Below are 17,349 nucleotides of genomic sequence, written 5' to 3'. Positions count from 1 at the left end.
TGTCATGACCGATCACCCCGAGCGCGCCGCCGTCGAGCCCAGCGGCGAGCGCCCCGGGGTGCCCGACCCGTTTCAGCGGCTCTGGACGCCGCACCGCATGGTGTACATCGGCGGCGAGAACAAACCGCTGGACGCCACCGAAAGTCAGTGCCCGTTCTGCCGAGCACCCGGTCGATCCGACGACGACGGGCTGATCGTGCATCGCGGCGAGGCGGCCTACGTGGTGCTGAACCTGTACCCCTATTCGCCCGGCCACCTGCTGGTCTGCCCCTACCGGCACGTGTCCGACTACACCGAGGTGACCGACGCCGAGTCGCACGAGATCGCGGCGCTGACTCGGCAAGCCATGCGGGTGATCCGTTCGGTCAGCCGTCCGGCCGGCTTCAACCTGGGCATCAACCAGGGCGACGTGGCCGGGGCAGGCATCGCCGCCCATCTGCATCAGCACGTCGTGCCGCGGTGGCAGGGCGACATGAACTTCCTACCCGTGATCGCCCAGACCAAGGCGATTCCGCAACTGTTGGGTGACACCCGCGCCCTGCTCGCCGACGCCTGGTCGAGCGCCGCGTGAGCCGTAAAGGGGACGGTTCTCGTTTTGGCTCAGGGGACGGTTCTCGTTTTGGCTCAGGGAGGGCTCTCTGAGCCAGAATCTAGAACCGTCCCCATTACGGCTCACGTCCCTGCGTCCGCCGATCCTGGTGGTGCCCGCCGGTCTCGTCAACCGGGTCGCGTGGGGCGTCGGCGTTAGTCTGGGGCGGTGACCACCGGCGAGCCGTACGACACCGAGCGCATCGTCACGTTGCCCAATGTGTTGAGTTTCATTCGGCTGCTGGGTGTTCCGCTGTTTCTCTGGCTACTGCTCGCCCGGCAGTACGACCTGTGGGCCGTGGCCGCACTGGTCTTTCTGGGTGCCACCGACTGGGTGGACGGCTACCTCGCCCGCAAGTACCACCAGCGCTCGAAGCTGGGCCAGGTGCTCGACCCGCTGGCCGACCGGCTCTACATTCTGGCGACCCTGATCGGGCTGGCCATTCGCGGCATCATTCCGTGGTGGATGGTGCTGCTGCTGGTCTCTCGTGACGTGCTGATGGCCGCGGTCGTGCTGCCGCTGCTGCGCCGCCGGGGTTTCGTCACCCTACCGGTGCACTTTCTTGGCAAGACGGCCACGTTCTGCCTGTTGTACGCCTTTCCGATGGTGTTGCTGGGCGCCGGCCCCGAACCGTGGCAGCTGTGGTTCCGGGTGATCGGCTGGGCCTTCGCGCTGTGGGGAGCGGGTCTCTACTGGTGCGCCGGGTTGATGTACTTCGGCCAGACCCTCGACGTGCTGCGCCGATTTCCGCCCGTGGGCAAGGGTGATCGTCCCTCGACCACGGCCGCGGTCACCGGATGAGCCCGCGCACCCGGGCCCTCAGGGCCGTCCGTCGGGTCGACGAAAGCATGAACCTGCTCACCGACCTGTCGCGCGACGCCCTCGACCCCGGCTACCGCACCGCCGCACCCCGCCGCGGGCGTTGGTGGGTCGTCGCGTCGGCGACGGTGGTGATCGGGCTGATGATCGGCGGATCCGTGGGGGAGCGACTCAGGGCGGCGCCCGCCGAGCAGCAGGAGCGCGAACAGTTGGTGCAGCGCATCGAGCAGGCCAACGCGGCTTCGGACGCCCTGCGGGCGCGAGTGGCCACGCTGAACGCCGAGAACAAGGCACTGTCGGACGCAGCGCTGGGTAACGATCCCGCGGCGGTCGCGGTGCAGCGTCAGATCGACGCGCTCGCCCCGGCCACCGGCATGCAGGCGGTCACCGGCCCCGGCGTGGTGCTGGTCGCCGACGACGCCGAGAGCCCGGTCGCGAGCGGCAGCAAGGTGGTCGATGTCGATCTGCGGCAAGCGGTCAACGGGTTGTGGCAGGCAGGTGCCGAGGCGATCGCGGTCAACGGGCACCGGCTGTCGTCGCGCACCGCCATTCGCGGCGCGGGCGACGCCATCACCGTCGACTACCGGTCGCTCACCCAGCCCTACCACATCGAAGCGATCGGCGACCCCGACGGCCTGTTGCGGGCCTTTCCCGCCACGGGTGGGGGAGCATGGTGGGCGTACCTGAAGCAGAACTACGGCATTCGGTACGACCTGAGCACGGCGGGTAATCTGCGGCTGGAGGCAGACCCCGGCCTAGGGCTCAGGGTCGCCCAGACGAAGCCCTGAGGAGGTGCCTTGTTCGCCATCGTCGGCCTGATTCTGGGCATCGCGCTCGGCATCTACCTCGAACCCACCCTGCCCGTCGGCCTGCAGCCGTACCTGCCGATCGCCATCGTGGCCGCCTTGGACGCGTTGTTCGGCGGCTTTCGCGCCTACCTGGAGCGGGTCTTCGACGACAAGGTGTTCGTGGTGTCGTTCACGTCCAACGTGCTGATCGCCGCCCTGATCGTGTGGGTGGGCGACCAGATCGGGGTGGGGGCGCAGCTGTCGACGGCCGTGGTGGTGGTGCTCGGCATTCGCATCTTCACCAACGCGGCGGCGATCAGGCGGGCGTTGTTCCATGCCTGAGTACGAGCCCAAGCACGGCGCAACCGAGGAGTCGTCGGTTGAGCCTGTCGAAACCGAGTCGGTTGAGCCTGACGAAGCCGAGGGTCTCGACAAGCTCGACCAGCCTGTCGAAAGCAAGCGAGACAAGCTCGACCAGCCGGACGGCTCCGACCCTCGCCCGCCGGTGGACTGGCGTGAGCTCGTCCGAGACTTCGTCAAGCCCGGCCGCGCCCAGGTGGTGTTCGCCGCGATCCTGCTGATCTTGGGGCTCGGCGTGGCCATGCAGGTGCGCAGCCAGGCCCAGCAGACCGACTACTCCACCATGCGGCGCGCCGATCTCGTGCAGTTGCTGGACGACCTGAACTCCGAGAGCCGTCGGCTGGAGGCCGAGATCGCCCAACTCGAAGAGACCAAGCGCCAACTGCAGAGCGGCGCCGACAGCGAACGGGTCGCGCGCGAAGAGGCACAGCGCCGCCTCGACGTGCTGGCGATCCTCGGGGGCACCGCTCCCGCACAGGGCTCTGGCATCAGGGTGGTGATCGACGATCCGAATCACAAGGTCACCCCCGAACTGCTGCTCAACACCATCGAGGAGTTGCGCGACGCGGGCGCTGAGGTGATCGCGATCAATCAGACCGTTCGCGTCGTGGCGTCCACCTGGTTCGCCAGCGGGCGCGGGGGCATCGTGGTCGACGACCAGACCATCACCGCTCCCATCTCGATCGACGTGATCGGTGAGCCGCACGCGCTCACCGAGGCGCTGCGGTTCTCGGGCGGCCTGGTCAGCGAGGTGCAGAACTCGCGGGTCGGTGGCACGGTCAGCATCGTCAGCGACCCGAAGGTGACGATCGAGGCGGTCGTCAGCCCGCCGATCGGAAAGTTCGCCAAGCCCGCCTGATCGACGGGCGCGTGCGCGTCACCCGTTATGGGTAGTGTTTGCGCCAGGGTGCATTGCACCCGAACCAGCATCCGTGCCGTAGTTGAGGAGTCCGCCGTGTTTCCCGAGGATCTGAAGTACACCGACAAGCACGAGTGGGTGCGCAGTGGCAACGGTTCCACCGTCAGGGTCGGCATCACTTCATACGCCGCGGACGCCCTGGGCGACGTGGTGTACGTGTCGTTGCCGCAGGTGGGTGAAGAGGTGGCCAAAGACGACGCGTGCGTCGAGGTCGAGTCCACCAAGAGCGTCTCGGACGTGTTCTCGCCCGCCTCGGGCGTGATCACCTCGGTGAACGAAATGCTCAACACCACCCCCGAAGTGATCAACTCAGACCCCTACGGCGACGGGTGGATGTTCGAGCTCGAGATCAGCGATCCGTCCGAGCTCGATGAAACTCTCGATGCAGACGCCTACGCCGAACTGGCGGGGGAGTAGGCGAACCGTCAACCTCTGGCTTAGCCTGAAGCCAACCAAACCCAACCCGGCATTCGTGCAGAAAGGTCTGGCCGATGATCAGGTGCCCCGCTTGCGGACACGAGAACGCTGACACCAACAACTTCTGCACCAACTGCGGCCACTCGCTGGCGGGCGGACACGAGTCGACCGGTGACACCACGCGGGTCGTTGCTGCGGTCGAGAGCCCCGAAGAGATCACCGGCGAAGACCTCAGCGCCGACGACGTGTCGGCCATCAACCAGTTGCGGCCCAACTCTGCCCTGCTGATCGTTCGCCAGGGGCCGGCCGCCGGTGCCCGGTTCTTGGTCAACTCCGACGTCACCACGGCCGGACGGCACCCGCGCTGCGACATCTTTCTCGACGACATCACCGTCTCGCGCAACCACGCGCGTTTCACCAGGCGCGACGGTCACATCTGGGTCGAGGACGAGAACAGCCTCAACGGCACCTACGTGAACCGCACCCTGATCGACGGCCCGGTCGCGCTGCGCCGCGGCGACGAGGTGCAGATCGGTAAGTTCCGCATGCTGTTCTTCACCCATACGAACTGACGGCACATGCCTTACGGACTACGCAGCATCGGGCAGGTTCTCTCGGTTTTGAAGGCGGACTTTCCCGATGTGTCCATCTCGAAGATCCGCTTTCTCGAAAGTGAAGGACTCATCGCGCCCGAGCGGGCGCCGTCGGGGTATCGGCGCTACGCCGAGTCCGACATCGCCCGGCTGCGCTACATCCTGACCGTGCAGAAGTCGCACTACCTGCCCCTGAAGGTGATTCGCGAGCATCTCGAGGCGATGGATCGCGGCGAGGACCCGCCCCGGCTCGAACCTGTCACCGGGGCGGCAGCGGCCATCGAGGTGCCGTTGCCCAATGCGGCCGGCGCCGTGCCGCAGCAGCGGGGCGCCAAACGTCCGATCAGAGTCACCAGGCGAGAACTGCTCGAGCTGAGCGGGCTTTCCGAGGCGAGCCTGGCCGAGCTCGAACGACACGCGCTGGTCAGCCCGCGGCGCGGCACCGTCTACTACGGACGCGACGCACTCACAGTCGCCGTCGCGGCTCGCAAGCTGGCCGCGTACGGCATGGACGCCCGGCACCTGCGGGTGGTCAAACAGGCCGCCGAACGCGAGGTCGGGCTGATCGAACAGGCCATCGCGCCGCACCTGCGCCGCAGCCAATCCCCCCAGCAACTGGCCCAAGAGGTCATGCAACTGGTGATGCACGCGCATGCCGCCATCATGCGATCGACGATGCCCCAGTAGGTGCCCTGATGCGCGAGTTGACGGTGGTAGAGGTTCGGTTGGACGAAGACGAGGGCTCGCCGGTGCTGATCCTCGCCGAGGTCGAGGGGGATCGGCAGCTCGCAATCTGGATGAGCGCAGCCGGTGCCGCCGGCATTCTCACCGCGCTACAAGAGGCCGACCCCGATCACCCGTCGAGCCATGAGTTGATGCTGGCGCTGGTGCACTCCCTGGGCGGCGAGGTGTCGGTGGCGCACATCGTGGGCCACCAAGAGGGAGTCTTCTACGCCGAGTTGATCATCGACGGACGTCCGGTGAACGCCCGACCGTCCGACGCCATCGCGGTGGCGTTGCGCGCGGGCGTGCCGATCAAGGTGGCCGAGGCCGTGCTCGACGCGGTCGGGGTGGTACCCCTCGTCGAGGACGAGGAGGAGCCGCCGAGCGAAGACCAGGTCGAGCAGTTCAGGCAGTTTCTCGACTCGGTGAACCCCGACGACTTCTGACCCGCGTTGGTCGCGCTTGTCGAGACCTTCGCTGGGCTTGTGGTCGAGACCCTTCCGGAGAGGGCTTGTCGAGACATTGATCTGTACCCTCGGCAACCCTGAGGTACAACCTCAGGGTTGGTAGGCTGGGCAGAACCAGTGCGGCGTGTCGTTGACCATTGCAGCGCGCCGGTTCTAGCGTCGTGCAGGTCAAGCAACCCGGCGCGGCCGGGTGAACACCCTGGGTAGCGAAGGCGGACGACGTGAACGGTCTGGACGAGGCGGCGGAACAGCCCGTGGATACCCAGGACCTGCTCTTCGACGGCGACTTCTCGCCGATGCCCGAAGACCTCGGCTTTCGTGGCCCGGTCGCCTGCGGTGCTGCCGAGATCACCTATCGGCAACTCGACTACTGGGCCCGCACCGGCCTGGTGGTGCCCGAGATTCGGCCGGCCGGCGGGTCGGGCACCCAGCGGCTCTACAGCTTTCGCGACATTCTGCTGCTGAAGGTGATCAAGCGGCTCATCGACGCGGGCATCTCGCTGCAGCAGATCCGCACCGCGGTCGACCACCTGCGCGCCCGCGGCGTGCAAGACCTCACCCAGGTCACCCTGATGAGTGACGGGGTGTCGGTGTACGAGTGCACGTCCGACGACGAGGTCATCGACCTGCTGCGCGGCGGTCAGGGCATGTTCGGCATCGCTCTGGGCGGCGTCTGGCGCGACATCGAAGGCAGCCTGTCGGCTCTGCCCAGCGAACGCGTCCACGAAGAGCCCCAAGCCGAGGCGCACGGTGCCGACGAGCTCTCGCAGCGCCGACGCGCCCGGGCCGCCGGTTGAGTTTCTCGTCGTCACGGCCAATGCCCGGATCGCGAACAGGCTTGTAGACGTCGTCCCGGCGCACGCCGGGATCTCCGGTACAGCCCCGCCTCGATTATCGGAGGAACGCCGCCGGGATCTCCTGCTCGTGGGGTCACACTCCGGCTCGTGCATGTGGGGGACTGAAGCGACGCTGAGATAGGTTGTGTGAGACGCTCACGAGGCGTCCGGCACAACTACAGGAGCGCGCATGGCAGTTTTCACGAACCGTCACATCGGTGCCGTAGGCGACGACCGGGAGAAACTGCTCGAGGCGGTCGGTTTCGACTCGTTGGACGCCCTCACCGCGGCGGCCGTGCCCGGCGACATTCTGCTGCAGGACGCACTCGACCTGCCACCCGCGCTCGACGAGGCGGCCGCCGCTGCCGAACTCGCCGGCTACGCGGCCATGAACCGTCCCCGCCGGGCGATGATCGGCCTCGGCTACCACGGCACCATCACTCCGCCCGTGATTCGCCGCAACGTGCTCGAGAACCCCGCCTGGTACACCGCCTACACCCCGTACCAGCCCGAGATCAGCCAGGGCCGGCTCGAGGCCCTGCTCAACTTTCAGACCATGATCAGCGATCTGACCGGCCTGCCCACGTCGGGGGCAAGCCTGCTCGACGAGGGCACCGCGGTGGCCGAGGCGATGGCGATGGCCCGCCGGGTGATCCGCAAGGGCTCGGTGTTTCTGGTCGACGCGGCTGTGTTGCCGCAGACCCTGGCGGTGGTGCGCACCCGTGCCTTGGCGACCGGCGTCGACGTGGTGGTGGTCGACGGTGACCTGGTCGAGGCGCTGCAGACGCACGAGGCCTTCGCGATCGTGGTGCAGGTGCCGGGCGCCGACGGGGCGTTGCGCAGCGCTGATGAGTTGCGGGCGATCGCCGCAACCGCGCACGACAACAACGCCACCGTGATCGCGGCCGCCGATCTGCTGGCACTCACGATGATCACCGCGCCCGCTGAGTGGGGCGCCGACATCGCGGTGGGCAGCACCCAGCGCTTCGGCGTGCCGCTGTTCTACGGCGGCCCGCACGCCGCCTACATCGCGGTGCGCGAAGGGCTGGAGCGTCAGCTGCCCGGACGCCTCGTCGGCCTCTCGGTCGACGCCGACGGCACCCCCGCGCTACGGCTGGCGCTGCAGACCCGCGAGCAGCACATTCGCCGCGACCGGGCCACGTCGAACATCTGCACCGCGCAGGTGCTGCTGGCCGTGACGGCCTCGTTCTACGCCGTCTACCACGGCCCGCACGGGCTGCGGACCATCGCCGAACAGGTGCACCACAAGGCCCGACGCCTCGCCGCGGCCCTGGCACCTGTCGCGCCGCTCGCGTCGGAATCGTTCTTCGACACCCTCACTCTCGCCGTGCCCGGCCGGGCCGAGGGCGTGGTCGAGGCCGCCGCCCAGGGCGGCGTCCACCTGCGCTTGGTGGACGCCGACCACGTGGGCGTCAGCGTCGGCGAAGACACCACCGAGGCCGATCTGGCGGCGGTCTGCACCGCGTTCGGCGTCGCCGCACCGTGCGAAGCGACCCTGGGCGATCTGGCCGGCCACGACCGCGCGATCGACTATCTGACCCACCCGGTGTTCAACAGCCGGCACAGCGAAACCGAGATGCTGCGCTACCTGCGGGCACTGTCCGACCGCGATTTCGCCCTCGACCGCGGCATGATTCCGCTCGGGTCGTGCACCATGAAGCTGAACCCCACCACGTCGATGGAGGCGATCAGCCTGCCCGGCTTCGCCAACCTGCACCCGTTCGCGCCGGTGGCCGACGCGCAGGGCTACCTGGTGATGATCGATCGGCTGTGCGCCGCGCTGGCCGCCGTCACCGGCTACGACCGGGTGTCGGTGCAGCCCAACGCCGGTAGCCAGGGCGAGTTCGCGGGCCTGATGGCCATTCGCAGCTACCACCTCGCCAACGGTGACGACCAGCGCACGGTCTGCCTGATTCCCGCCTCGGCGCACGGCACCAATGCCGCGTCGGCGGTGATGGCCGGCATGAAGGTGGTGGTGGTGAAGACCGCCGACGACGGTTCGGTCGATCTGGACGACCTGCGCGCCAAGATCGACGCCAACCGCGACACACTGGCCGCGATCATGGTCACCTACCCGTCCACCCACGGCGTGTACGAAGACACCATCAGGCAACTGTGCGCCTTGGTGCACGACGCCGGCGGCCAGGTGTACGTCGACGGCGCGAACCTCAACGCGCTGTTGGGGCTGGCCCAGCCAGGCCGCTTCGGTGCCGACGTGAGCCACCTCAACCTGCACAAGACGTTCGCCATTCCGCACGGCGGCGGTGGGCCCGGCGTGGGTCCGGTGGCGGTGCGCGAGCACTTGGCCCCGTACCTGCCCAATCATCCGTTGCTGGCCGAGGCGGGGCCTGTCACGTCGTACGGCCCGGTGAGCGCCGCCCCCTTCGGGTCGGCCGGCGTGTTGCCGATCAGCCACGCCTTCATCGCCATGCTGGGGCCCGACGGGCTGCGCGAGTCGGGGCAGGCGGCGGTGCTGGCCGCCAACTACGTCGCCAAACGCATCGGTGGCGCCTTTCCGATTCTGTACACCGGCGCCGACGGACTGGTGGCCCATGAGTGCATCGCCGACTTGCGGCCGCTCACCAAGGCCACCGGGGTGACTGTCGACGACGTGGCCAAACGCCTGATCGACTACGGGTTTCACGCGCCAACGATGAGCTTTCCGGTCTCGGGCACGTTGATGATCGAACCCACCGAGTCAGAATCGGCGACCGAGCTAGACCGGTTCTGCGACGCCATGATCGCCATTCGGGCCGAGGCCGACGCGGTGGCGGCGGGGCAGTGGCCGGCCGACGACAATCCGTTGCACAACGCACCGCACACCCAGAACCGGCTGGTCGCCGACCATTGGCCGCACCCGTACCCGCGCCGGCTGGCCGTCTACCCGGGCGGGCTGGTGTTGGGCAGCATCGGCACGGGGGCGAACAACAAGTACTGGCCGGCCAGCGCACGCATCGACGGCGTGTACGGCGACCGCAACCTGGTGTGCTCGTGCCCGCCCATCGACAGCTACGCCGAGTAGCTCAGCCGCTGGTCGAGCTCGCCGAGACCTGAGCTGCGTCGAGTAGCTCAGCCGTGGGTCGAGCGTGTCGAGACCTCGGGTACGGCCGCGTAGCTCACCGCTGATCGAGCTTGTTGAAACCCCCGGGTAGCGCCATTCGGCGCTCGAGCGCGTGCGCATGCTGGCCGCCAAGGTCCCACCACCCCAACCGTTACCGACACGATGGTGTGAAATGGACCACCCCAGACGGGGGTCAGATTCACAATGTCTTGGCGGCGTGGGCTCAGGCGGTTCGAGCATGGGCCCCCGACGGAAGTCGCGATCCGGTTCAGCACCGCCGGGCAAGTGATCGCGCGATCAGGGTCACGGGCTGACGGCGGCGGGGCCGCCAGTGCGGCAGTCGCGTGCTCACCGCACAAACCGTGCAGACCCGCCCAGAACGGTGTGCGCCGCCCCCTCGGCGTCCGGCTAGGCTGATCGGGCCCATTTGACGAAGGGACGCCCGGTGCCGCAGTGGATCGAGAACCTCAAGGCCAAACCGTGGATCGCCCACCTGCTGCGCATGCAGGAGCGGTTCACCGCGCGGTTGGGCAATCAGTTCGCGGCCGCAGTGACCTATTTCTCGGTGCTGTCGCTGGTGCCGGTTCTGCTGTTCGCGTTCTCGATGCTGGGCATGGTGCTGACCGTCTTTCGACCCGACCTGCTCGACTGGATCAGGCAGCTCATCACCGACCAGTTTCAGAACAATCCGATCGGCAACCAGTTGGTCGCGGTGATGGAGCGGGCGCTCAGCAGTTGGGCCACCACCACGGTGATCTCGCTGGGCATCTTCGCCTGGTCGGGCGCCTCGTGGATGGCGAATCTGAAGAGCGCCATTCGCGCCCAGATGCGGGCCGACCTCGGTGACCCTGAGAAGAAGGGCAACATCGCCGCCGAGACGTTGCTCAACCTGGGCACCCTGCTGGTGGTGCTGGTGAGCGTGCTGCTGATGTTCGCGCTGGCCTCGGTGGCCACCACCTTCTCTGAGCTGATTCTGGGCTGGCTGGGCGTCGCCGACAGCTACCTGGCCAGGGCAGCCGTGTACGCCGCACCGGTGCCGGTGTCGCTGGCGGTGGGATTCGGGCTGTTCGCCTTTCTGTACGCGGCGGCGGCGCCGCGGCGCATACCGACGCGACACTGGTTGATCGGATCAGCGCTGGGCTCTGTCGGCCTTGCGGTGCTGCAGTACGGCGCCACCCTGATCTGGGGCACCTTCTCGGGCAACGCGGCCGCGTCGATCTTCGGCCCGATCATCGTGCTGATGCTGTTCTTCAACATCTTCGCCACGTTGATTCTGTACCTCGCGGCCTGGATGGCCACCGCGCAGGCCGGGCCCGTGGTGCGCTCGCCGCTGGCCGCCGACGTGGTCGACGCACCGGCGGAGTTCGCCGAACCGCCGGTGCCGATGGTGCGCGAGGCCGTTGCGCAGAAGGCGATGAAAGTGGGCATGGGTACGGGTTACGTGATCGGTGCCGCGACCGGTGTTGGCATCGGCGCCGTGGTGGCCGCCGTCGTGGGCTGGTTCTCGCGGGCGGTGCGCAAGAAGTGAGCCCGAGGCCTGCGTCACGGCGCGGCGGGGTGGAGCCCTTTCATGTGATGGAGGTGCTCAAGGCCGTCGCCCAGCGTCGCCGCACCCACGACGACGTCGTACTGCTCTGCGTGGGGCAGCCGTCGACTCCGGCAACGCAGGTGGTGCTGAGCGCCGCGGCCGACGCCCTGAACACCGACACGCTCGGCTACACCGAGGCCGTCGGCACACTGGCCCTGCGCACGGCGATCGCCGGTCACTACGCCGATCAGTACCGGATCGAGGTCGACCCCGATCAGGTGATCGTGACGACGGGATCGTCCGGGGGTTTTCTGCTCACCCTGCTGGCGGCGTTCGATGCCGGCGACCTGGTGGCGATCACCCGTCCGGGGTACCCGGCCTATCGCAACGACATCGTCAGCCTCGGCTGCCGGCTGCTCGAACTCGACTGCGGGCCCGAGGTGCGCTACCAGCCGACCGTGGCGATGCTGGAGGGCCTACCCGAGAAGCCGTCGGGTTTGGTCATCGCCAGCCCGGCCAACCCGACCGGAACGATCATCGAACGTTCCGAGCTCGCGGCGATCAGCGCGTGGTGTGAGGCCAACGATGTGCTGCTGATCAGTGACGAGATCTACCACGGCATCAGCTTCGACCGGCCCACCGACAGCGCCTGGCAGTTCGGCCGCGAGTCGGTGGTGGTGGGGTCGCTGAGCAAGTACCAGTCGATGACGGGCTGGCGGGTCGGCTGGCTGCTCGTGCCGGACGCCTTGCGCAGACCGGTCGAGTTGCTGCAGGGCAACCTGGCCATCTGCGCTCCGGCGATCTCGCAGGCGGCCGGCGTGGCTGCCTTCGGGCCGGACGCACGCGCCGAGTTGGACGGGCACGTGCGCCGCTACGCGGCCAACCGCGACCTGCTGCTGGCCCGGCTGCCCGAGCTGGGCATCACCAGCTTCGCCCCGCCCGACGGCGCCTTCTACGCCTGGTGCGACATCGGGCACCTGACCGACGACTCGCAGGCGTGGTGCGCGCAGGTGCTCGCCGAAACGGGCGTGGCGCTCACTCCGGGCATCGACTTCGACCCGGTGCAGGGGCGCAGGTTCATGCGGTTGTCGTTCTGCGGCACCGCCGACGAGCTCAACGAGGGGCTCGATCGACTGGTGCGCTACGTGGGCTGATCCGCCTGTCGGGAACGCTCAGTACTGCACGCTGATGTCGCCACTGGCAGTGGTCACCGTCACCGGACGACGGCCGTCGGAGGCGATGGCGTCCACGTCGCCCGAGGCGGTCTGCGTGGTCACCAGGTAGCCGTCACCGCCGGTCGGTTGCGGCAGCGTGATGCTCACGTCGCCGGACGCCGTGCTGACCGTGACGCCCTCGGGGGCACCACTCAGCCGCACCTGCACATCGCCGGACGCGGTGCTGACCGTCACCTGCCCGCCGGCGCTGCTGAGCCTCAACTGCACGTCACCACTGGCGGTCTGAACAGTCACCCCGGCTGCGGTGAGGTCGCTGCCGGTGACGTCGCCGCTGCGGGTCTCGACCCGCACCTCGACGCCCTGCGCCACGCCGAGTGTGAGGTCGGTGCGGCCATCGCCCGAGATGCGGGCGGTGTCACCGTCCATGATGACGGTGGGCGTCTGGGCGCCCGGCGCGAGCTTGTCGGACCACTCGCCCACCGGCGTGCCCACGGCCGCGCGCAGTTGCACGTCGCCGCTCTCGGTGGTGATCACGAGCACCTTGGCGGACGCCGGAATCGTGAACGTACCCCCTCGGCGCGGGCCGAAGGCGTTGTTGCCGGCCATGGCCACGCCCACGGCGGCGATACCAGCGGCGCCCAGCCATAGCATTCTGCGCCGCGACACCCCTCGCTGGGCCGGTGGTACGGGTGCGGGGGGCGTGAGCGCCGTCGCGAGTTCTGGTGGCGGGTTGTCGATGTCGGCGTCAGCGTGAGCCGTCGGGTCGTAGAGCGGAAACTCGGGTTGGGCCTGGTCGGCGGGCTTGTTGGGGAGCGTCATCGTCATGCCTTCCGCGAAGTTGCCTCACTGTATGCCCGGCGCGCGCGGCCAACGAGGCGCCGCCGACATGTTGGGGCGGCAATGGGGGAGAGCCCTGAGGCCGACAACGGGGGCGCTATCCGTCAGGGCTGCGTTCGGTTCGAACGCGCGATTTCTGTCGTCCCGGCGGACGCCGGGATCTCGGTTGGCGGCGCCAGACCCCGAGGTCGTCGAGCCCAGAGCGCTCCCTCGGCCTCAGCGGGCGATGTCGCCCCAGGTTGCTCCGGTGATCGCCAGCAGGTCGGCCGGGGCGAGCTCCACCTGCAGCCCACGCCGTCCGGCAGAGACGAAGACGGTGTCGAACAGTTGGGCGGTCTCGTCGAGCACGGTGGGCAGCGGAGCCTTCTGAGCGATCGGCGAGATGCCGCCGACCACGTAGCCCGAACTGCGGGCCGCGTCGGCCGGCTTTGCCATCGTCGCCTTCTTGGCCCCCACCGCGGTGGCGAACGCCTTCAGGTCGAGCTGCGCCGCGACCGGCACGATGCCGACCGCGAGCGGGGATCGTCCGATCCCGACGTCGACCACCAGAGTCTTGAAGATCTGCAGTTCGTCCACACCGAGCTCGCGAGCGGCTTCAGCGCCGTAGTCGCGACTGTCGTCGTGGTGGGTGTAGGGGTGCAGGGTGAAAGGGACGCCGGCGGCGGTCAGCGCGTCGGTCGCGGGAGTGCCGCCACCCGCCGGTTTGCCTGCCACCCGGCCACGTTATCGCCAGTGGAGTGTCTCTGTAGTGGCTAGCCGTTTGGTGGTTGAGTTCGTGCTTCGCAAGGCGACGATGCAGGGATACCGGGTCGTATCTCGACCGGGGAGACCCCGCGAGGTGCGTGCTCAGGTGCCGCGAAACGGTCAGCCATCGAGGAGAAACACCACTAGGTTGGGCAGGTGCAGGCGGACGAGTTTCGAGCTCACGGTCATCGGCTCATCGAGTGGATCATCGACTACCACAGCCGGGTCGAGTCGCTGCCCGTCGAGTCCACAGTGGCGCCGGGCGAGATCGCCGCCCTGCTGCCCGAGCACCCGGGCGAACCGGACGGCTTCGAGGCCCTCTTCGCCGACCTCGACAGGGTGGTGGTGCCAGGCCTCACCAACTGGCAGCACCCCGGCTTCTTCGCCTGGTTTCCGGCCAACACCACCTACCCGGCGATCCTGGCCGAACTCGTGTCAGCCGGCCTGGGTGTGCAGGGCATGAGTTGGGCCACGAGCCCGGCCGTCACAGAGGTCGAGACCCGCATGATGGACTGGATGATCGACCTGCTGGGCCTGCCCGACGCCTTTCGCAGCACCAGCGAGGCCGGCGGGGGCGTGATTCAGGGCTCGGCCAGCGAGGCCACCCTGACCTCGATTCTGGCTGCCCGGTGGCGGGCGACCGAAGGGGCGGTGAACATCGACTCCGACACCACCCGGCTGGTCGCGTACGCAACGTCACAAGCGCATTCGTCGGTCGAGAAGGGCCTGCGCATCGCCGGCATCGGTACCGACCACTTGCGGGTGGTGCCGCACGACGAGAACTTCGCCATGCGGCCGGACGCGCTCGCCGACCTCATCGCCGCCGACCGGGCCGCCGGCCTGGTGCCGTTCTGGGTGTGCGCCACCGTCGGCACCACCAACTCGCTGGCGATCGACCCCGTGCGGGCGGTCGCCGAGGTGGCTCGGGCCGAGGGCGTGTGGCTGCACGTCGACGCGGCGATGGCCGGCATCGCCACCCTGTGCCCCGAGCTGCGCTGGCTGAACGAGGGCGTCGAACTCGCCGACAGCTACGGCACCAACCCGCACAAGTGGATGGGCATCACCTTCGACTGCAACCTGTTCTACACCGCCGACCGGATCAGCCTGCTCGGTGCCCTGAGCATTCTGCCCGAGTACCTGCGCACGGCCGCCGCCGAAGCCGGTGCAGTCATCGACTACCGCGACTGGCAGGTGCCGCTGGGCAGGCGGTTCAGAGCGCTGAAGTTGTGGTTCACCCTGCGCACCGACGGGGTGGCGCCGGCGCAGGCGATGATTCGCGACCACGTGGCGTGGACGCAGCAGTTGGCCGAGTGGGTGGCTGACGATGACAGGTTCGAGGTGTTGGCACCGCACCCACTCAACCTGCTGTGCCTGGCGCTGCGCGACGGCGACGAGGCGACTGCCGCCCTGATATCGGCAGCGAACGCGACCGGCCAGGTGCTGTTCACCCGCACCGTGCTCGATGGCCGCGTCGTGCTGCGGTTCTCGATCGGTGCCCGCACCACGCGGATGGCCGACGTGCGTGACGGCTGGGCGCTACTGCAGCGGTTGGCGTCCTGATCACCCAACCAACCCCGGCATCGATCAGCGCACGCCGAGCAGGTCGACCACGAAGATCAGCGTTTCGCCTGGCTTGATCACGCCGCCGGCCCCGCGGTCGCCGTAGCCCAGGTGCGGCGGAATGGTGAGTTGGCGCCGTCCACCAACCTTCATGCCGACCACGCCCTGGTCCCAGCCGCTGATCACCTGACCGATGCCCAGCCGGAACCGCAGCGGCTCTTGCCGGTTGTACGACGCGTCGAACTCTTCGCCGCTCGAATGCGCCACGCCCACGTAGTGCACGATGACGGTGTCGCCGGCTTTGGCCTCGTCGCCCGTGCCCACCACGATGTCGTCGATCACCATGTCGTCGGGCGCTTCGCCGGGAAAGTCGATCTCAGGTTTCTCCATGCTCATGGGCTCAACCTTTGCACACGGCCCTGACAACACCGCGGCTCGGCCATGCGAGGTCAGCAGGAGTCGGGGACGGTTCTTGTTTTGGCTCAGGGGACGGTTCTTGTTCTGGCTCAAGGGGGACGGTTCCTGATCTGGATCTGAGACCCCGCCCATTCCGCTCAGCGCGGCGCCCAGGCAAGACCCGGTCCTCGGGGTGGCGAGACGTCCGTACAATCGTGCGGGTGATTCGCACCCTTGACCTGCGTGGCAGCACGCCGGACTACCGCACCGTCGTTCCTCGGGCCCCGATGGACGTCGAGCATGCGGTCGAGCGGGTGCGTCCGATCTGCGACGCCGTGGCTGAGCGCGGCGCGGACGCCATCGCTGAGCTCAGCGCCCGCTTCGACGGCTGCGTGCCCGCCTCGCTCAGGGTGCCCGCCGAGGCGATCGCCGCGGCCGAGCAGGCGCTCACACCAGAACTTCGCGCCGCATTGACCGAGTCGATTCGCCGGCGCCGCGCGGTGGCCGAGGTCGAGGCCCGCGCCGAGTCGCTGCGTACCGAGCCCGCCCCTGGGGCGGTGGTCGAGTCGCTGGCCGTGCCGGTCGATCGGGTGGGGCTGTACGTGCCGGGCGGGCTCGCACCGCTGGCGTCTTCCGTGCTGATGAACGTGATTCCGGCACAGGTGGCCGGGGTGCCATCCATCGCGGTCGCGTCGCCGCCGCAGGCCGAGTTCGACGCCCTTCCGCACCCGACCATCTTGGCCGTATGCGCGCTGCTGGGGGTCACCGAGGTGTACGCCGTGGGCGGCGCTCAGGCGATCGCCATGTTCGCCCACGGAGTGCCGGACCTCTGCGCACCGGTCGACATGGTCACCGGCCCCGGCAACATCTACGTCGTGGCCGCCAAACGGTTGCTGCGCGGCAAGGTGGGCATCGATTCCGAGGCCGGACCCACCGAGATCGCCATTCTTGCCGACGGCTCCGCCGACCCGCGGTTCGTCGCCGCCGACCTGATCAGCCAGGCCGAGCACGACCCCATGGCCGGGGCGGTACTGGTCACCGACTCGCTGTCGCTGGCCGAGAGCGTCCGAGCCGAACTCGAACCGCAGGTCGCGGCCACCCGGCACGCCGACCGCATTCGCACCGCGCTGGCCGGCGCCCAATCGGCGATCGTGCTGGTGGACGACCTCGACCAGGGCCTCGATGTGGTGAACGCCTACGCCGCCGAGCACCTCGAGATTCACACCCGCGACGCCCGGGCCGTAGCGGCACGGGTGCGCAACGCGGGCGCCGTCTTCGTCGGCCCCTGGTCCCCGGTGTCGCTGGGCGACTACAGCGCGGGCAGCACCCACGTGCTGCCCACCGCGGGCTGCGCCTGCCACAGCTCAGGGCTGAACGTGAACAGCTTTCTCAAGCACGTGCACGTCATCGACTACAGCCGAGACGCCCTGCTGGCCGTCGCGACGACCGTCGAGACGTTCGCCGAGGCCGAGAACCTGCCGGCGCACGGTGCGGCGGTGACGGTGCGGCGGTCAGC

Annotated in this window: 17 protein-coding genes and 1 pseudogene; 15 read left to right on the top strand and 3 right to left on the bottom strand. The window is 68.6% G+C overall.

The features are described 5' to 3' along the window. Positions 1-4 precede the first annotated feature (4 nt). The 13 genes from MPLG2_RS06920 (at position 5) to MPLG2_RS06860 (ending at position 12,275) form a co-directional block, all read left to right on the top strand. Positions 5-571 carry an HIT family protein gene (locus MPLG2_RS06920; RefSeq protein ID WP_105185495.1) on the top strand — a complete coding sequence of 189 codons (567 nt, stop codon included), beginning with the start codon at positions 5-7 and terminating at the stop codon, positions 569-571. Positions 572-757: 186 nt separating this feature from the next. Continuing rightward, entirely contained in the window at positions 758-1,390 is a 633-nt protein-coding gene (locus MPLG2_RS06915) for a CDP-alcohol phosphatidyltransferase family protein (RefSeq protein ID WP_105185494.1), read from the top strand. Next, positions 1,387-2,196, top strand: coding sequence for a DUF881 domain-containing protein (locus MPLG2_RS06910; RefSeq protein WP_158680934.1), 810 nt, complete (start codon positions 1,387-1,389; stop codon positions 2,194-2,196). Before MPLG2_RS06915 ends, MPLG2_RS06910 begins: the two co-directional genes overlap by 4 nt. A 9-nt stretch (positions 2,197-2,205) precedes the next feature. Next, a complete protein-coding gene (locus MPLG2_RS06905) occupies positions 2,206-2,538 on the top strand; it encodes a small basic family protein (protein WP_105185492.1) in 333 nt (110 codons plus the stop codon). After that, positions 2,531-3,415 (top strand): DUF881 domain-containing protein, encoded by an 885-nt coding sequence (locus tag MPLG2_RS06900; RefSeq protein WP_105185491.1) that lies wholly within the window; start codon positions 2,531-2,533, stop codon positions 3,413-3,415. Before MPLG2_RS06905 ends, MPLG2_RS06900 begins: the two co-directional genes overlap by 8 nt. 96 nt (positions 3,416-3,511) lie before the next feature. Continuing rightward, positions 3,512-3,892 (top strand): glycine cleavage system protein GcvH, encoded by a 381-nt coding sequence (gcvH, locus tag MPLG2_RS06895; protein WP_231935889.1) that lies wholly within the window; start codon positions 3,512-3,514, stop codon positions 3,890-3,892. A gap of 74 nt (positions 3,893-3,966) precedes the next feature. Next, complete coding sequence (locus MPLG2_RS06890; protein WP_105185489.1) at positions 3,967-4,464, top strand: FHA domain-containing protein; 498 nt, start codon at positions 3,967-3,969, stop codon at positions 4,462-4,464. 6 nt (positions 4,465-4,470) lie between these two features. After that, positions 4,471-5,172, top strand: coding sequence for a transcriptional regulator FtsR (gene ftsR, locus MPLG2_RS06885; protein ID WP_105185488.1), 702 nt, complete (start codon positions 4,471-4,473; stop codon positions 5,170-5,172). Between the two features lie 8 nt (positions 5,173-5,180). Next, on the top strand, positions 5,181-5,654 hold the full coding sequence (locus tag MPLG2_RS06880; RefSeq protein ID WP_105185487.1) for a bifunctional nuclease family protein: 474 nt from the start codon (positions 5,181-5,183) through the stop codon (positions 5,652-5,654). Positions 5,655-5,896: 242 nt separating this feature from the next. Continuing rightward, positions 5,897-6,472, top strand: coding sequence for a MerR family transcriptional regulator (locus tag MPLG2_RS06875; protein WP_269459175.1), 576 nt, complete (start codon positions 5,897-5,899; stop codon positions 6,470-6,472). 229 nt (positions 6,473-6,701) lie between these two features. After that, on the top strand, positions 6,702-9,554 hold the full coding sequence (gcvP, locus tag MPLG2_RS06870) for an aminomethyl-transferring glycine dehydrogenase (protein WP_105185486.1): 2,853 nt from the start codon (positions 6,702-6,704) through the stop codon (positions 9,552-9,554). Between the two features lie 484 nt (positions 9,555-10,038). Further along, complete coding sequence (locus tag MPLG2_RS06865; RefSeq protein ID WP_105185485.1) at positions 10,039-11,121, top strand: YhjD/YihY/BrkB family envelope integrity protein; 1,083 nt, start codon at positions 10,039-10,041, stop codon at positions 11,119-11,121. A 47-nt stretch (positions 11,122-11,168) separates the two neighbouring features. Continuing rightward, positions 11,169-12,275 (top strand): pyridoxal phosphate-dependent aminotransferase, encoded by a 1,107-nt coding sequence (locus tag MPLG2_RS06860; RefSeq protein WP_105185484.1) that lies wholly within the window; start codon positions 11,169-11,171, stop codon positions 12,273-12,275. An 18-nt stretch (positions 12,276-12,293) separates the two neighbouring features. On the opposite strand, the gene MPLG2_RS06855 is transcribed toward MPLG2_RS06860, so the two are convergent. Next, on the bottom strand, positions 12,294-13,121 hold the full coding sequence (locus MPLG2_RS06855) for a DUF4097 family beta strand repeat-containing protein (RefSeq protein ID WP_105185483.1): 828 nt from the start codon (positions 13,119-13,121) through the stop codon (positions 12,294-12,296). A 228-nt stretch (positions 13,122-13,349) separates the two neighbouring features. Continuing rightward, positions 13,350-13,847 (bottom strand): Cys-tRNA(Pro) deacylase, encoded by a 498-nt coding sequence (gene ybaK / locus MPLG2_RS06850; RefSeq protein WP_105185482.1) that lies wholly within the window; start codon positions 13,845-13,847, stop codon positions 13,350-13,352. Between the two features lie 186 nt (positions 13,848-14,033). Between ybaK and MPLG2_RS06845 the strand changes: the two genes are divergently transcribed. Further along, positions 14,034-15,437 carry a pyridoxal-dependent decarboxylase gene (locus tag MPLG2_RS06845; protein WP_105185481.1) on the top strand — a complete coding sequence of 468 codons (1,404 nt, stop codon included), beginning with the start codon at positions 14,034-14,036 and terminating at the stop codon, positions 15,435-15,437. A gap of 24 nt (positions 15,438-15,461) precedes the next feature. On the opposite strand, the gene MPLG2_RS06840 is transcribed toward MPLG2_RS06845, so the two are convergent. Beyond that, on the bottom strand, positions 15,462-15,827 hold the full coding sequence (locus MPLG2_RS06840) for an FKBP-type peptidyl-prolyl cis-trans isomerase (RefSeq protein ID WP_231935983.1): 366 nt from the start codon (positions 15,825-15,827) through the stop codon (positions 15,462-15,464). Between the two features lie 227 nt (positions 15,828-16,054). On the opposite strand from MPLG2_RS06840, the pseudogene hisD reads away from it, so the two are divergent. Continuing rightward, a pseudogene (gene hisD, locus MPLG2_RS06835) lies at positions 16,055-17,347 on the top strand (histidinol dehydrogenase); the annotation flags it as partial. Positions 17,348-17,349 lie beyond the last annotated feature (2 nt).

This window comes from Micropruina glycogenica, assembly GCF_900289045.1.
GTDB classification, from domain to species: domain Bacteria; phylum Actinomycetota; class Actinomycetes; order Propionibacteriales; family Propionibacteriaceae; genus Micropruina; species Micropruina glycogenica.
The sequence above is the reverse complement of the archived record's forward strand: the minus strand, read 5'-3'. Positions and strand labels throughout refer to the sequence as shown.

Coding starts and splice junctions, on each gene's coding strand:
- MPLG2_RS06920 (WP_105185495.1), top strand. CDS start 5: ATGACCGATCACCCCGAGCGCGCCGCCGTCGAGCCCAGCGGCGAGCGC.
- MPLG2_RS06910 (WP_158680934.1), top strand. CDS start 1,387: ATGAGCCCGCGCACCCGGGCCCTCAGGGCCGTCCGTCGGGTCGACGAA.
- MPLG2_RS06900 (WP_105185491.1), top strand. CDS start 2,531: ATGCCTGAGTACGAGCCCAAGCACGGCGCAACCGAGGAGTCGTCGGTT.
- MPLG2_RS06890 (WP_105185489.1), top strand. CDS start 3,967: ATGATCAGGTGCCCCGCTTGCGGACACGAGAACGCTGACACCAACAAC.
- ftsR (WP_105185488.1), top strand. CDS start 4,471: ATGCCTTACGGACTACGCAGCATCGGGCAGGTTCTCTCGGTTTTGAAG.
- MPLG2_RS06880 (WP_105185487.1), top strand. CDS start 5,181: ATGCGCGAGTTGACGGTGGTAGAGGTTCGGTTGGACGAAGACGAGGGC.
- gcvP (WP_105185486.1), top strand. CDS start 6,702: ATGGCAGTTTTCACGAACCGTCACATCGGTGCCGTAGGCGACGACCGG.
- MPLG2_RS06860 (WP_105185484.1), top strand. CDS start 11,169: ATGGAGGTGCTCAAGGCCGTCGCCCAGCGTCGCCGCACCCACGACGAC.
- MPLG2_RS06855 (WP_105185483.1), bottom strand. CDS start 13,121: ATGACGATGACGCTCCCCAACAAGCCCGCCGACCAGGCCCAACCCGAG.
- MPLG2_RS06840 (WP_231935983.1), bottom strand. CDS start 15,827: ATGGAGAAACCTGAGATCGACTTTCCCGGCGAAGCGCCCGACGACATG.